This is a genomic window from Mesorhizobium sp. M0060 (genome assembly GCF_040323155.1).
GTDB lineage: Bacteria > Pseudomonadota > Alphaproteobacteria > Rhizobiales > Rhizobiaceae > Mesorhizobium.
Map to the genome: position 1 here is coordinate 1 of NZ_JAMYUP010000156.1, position 1345 is coordinate 1345.

Below are 1345 nucleotides of genomic sequence, written 5' to 3' on the forward strand. Positions count from 1 at the left end.
CATATCGCTGACAGGACGGAGGCTGCCCTTAGGGTACGGACCTAAGGGTAGCCTCGTCGCAACTCACAAGAGCGGAATCCGTTCAGTTTGCATCGTAGCTTGCAGCAGCGAAGTAGGGACACCTTGCGGGGATCGGGACAGGCGGCCTGGCCTGCTGCAAGCTGAGGGGTTCTCGGCTGAAGCCGGAAGTTGGGTTGGACGGATCTTCATATCGCGCCTCCATTTTCAGCCGCGGAAACAGCAGCCAGCCCGCCGCCTGCGGATCTTAGGACGCTGCTCGCCGTGAAAGAACTGTTCCGGCATGTTCTGCTGGGCGATGCGCACCAGATCGCTGAGCGCCGAGCGGATTTGCGGCCAGGGGAACTCGGAGCATTCCTCCCACGCCTCACCCTCGCGCAACACGGCATCGAGCTTGCCCGCCACGCCAGCGACAGTCGTGGCAGGCGTCGTTGAGAACGCTTCCAGCAGATCCTGCGCCCGGTCGCCGGTCTCGCGCTCGGCCCTGAGCGCTGCGGTGTAGCCGGTTTCCTCCGCAGCCGCATCCCAACGTGCCTGATGCGCTGCGAAATCAGCTTCGGCCTTCTCGCGGAGAGCGGCGGTATTCAGCCCTTTGCCGAGCACTTCACTGAGCGCCTCGATCGAGTGGACCGCCACGTTAGTCCGACCGGATTCAGCGTCCGTTGTCCCTTGCGGAGGTGCTGGAACCTGCCGGTCCGCTACCGGCCCAAAACTGCAATTGCTCTAAACGGCTGACCTTGGCGGCAACAAGTCATGTGGAAATTCATCTCCACATGACTTGGATGAATGAAAGCCGAAGTTCGGTGCGCCCACCGACGGCTAAACTCCCCACGTCGGTTCATGCTAATATTGGCCGATTGGAAGGCCTTGGAAACGTTCTACCGTCTCGTCAAGCTGCACCCACTTATGTTTCAATTGCTCGAATACTGATATGGCAGGTGGCGCGAAGGCCGGGTCAGCAAATGAACCTACCGCCACCCCGATCCAGGACGGTGAAACATCGGCCTTCCAATAGACGGTCGAGCCGCAAGTTGGACAAAAATGCATTCGGACCTTGCGACCGCTCTCGGCAGTACGAATGAATTCTGCGGACGTTCCAGAAATTTCGACACAGTTAATCGAGTAGAACGCATTGGCGCTGAACGGCGCACCAGTTCTTAGCTGGCAAGCGAAACAGTGACACAGCGCAGTCAATTGTGCCGGTTCGTTAAGCATCAGTCTAAGGTGAGCGTGACGAGCACCCCATCTTGCCTGAGGGCTATGCACTGGGGAGATTTGCCGCCTGATTTGCGGCAGCGAGGAGCGCAGGCGCATGGAGTGGGAGGAC

The 1345-nt window shown here is 59.5% G+C and carries 2 protein-coding genes; both read right to left on the reverse strand.

Annotated elements, in window-relative coordinates:
- Window positions 1-225 precede the first annotated feature (225 nt).
- The gene (locus NKJ94_RS37340; protein ID WP_352532774.1) at window positions 226-654 is read right to left on the reverse strand and encodes a hypothetical protein; all 429 of its coding nucleotides are present in this window, start codon (window positions 652-654) and stop codon (window positions 226-228) included.
- Window positions 655-861: 207 nt separating this feature from the next.
- The gene (locus NKJ94_RS37345) at window positions 862-1233 is read right to left on the reverse strand and encodes a GFA family protein (protein ID WP_352532776.1); all 372 of its coding nucleotides are present in this window, start codon (window positions 1231-1233) and stop codon (window positions 862-864) included.
- Window positions 1234-1345: the final 112 nt, after the last annotated feature.

What these genes read in the sequence shown, in the direction of transcription:
- NKJ94_RS37345 (WP_352532776.1), bottom strand. Translation starts at nt 1,233, where the DNA reads ATGCTTAACGAACCGGCACAATTGACTGCGCTGTGTCACTGTTTCGCT.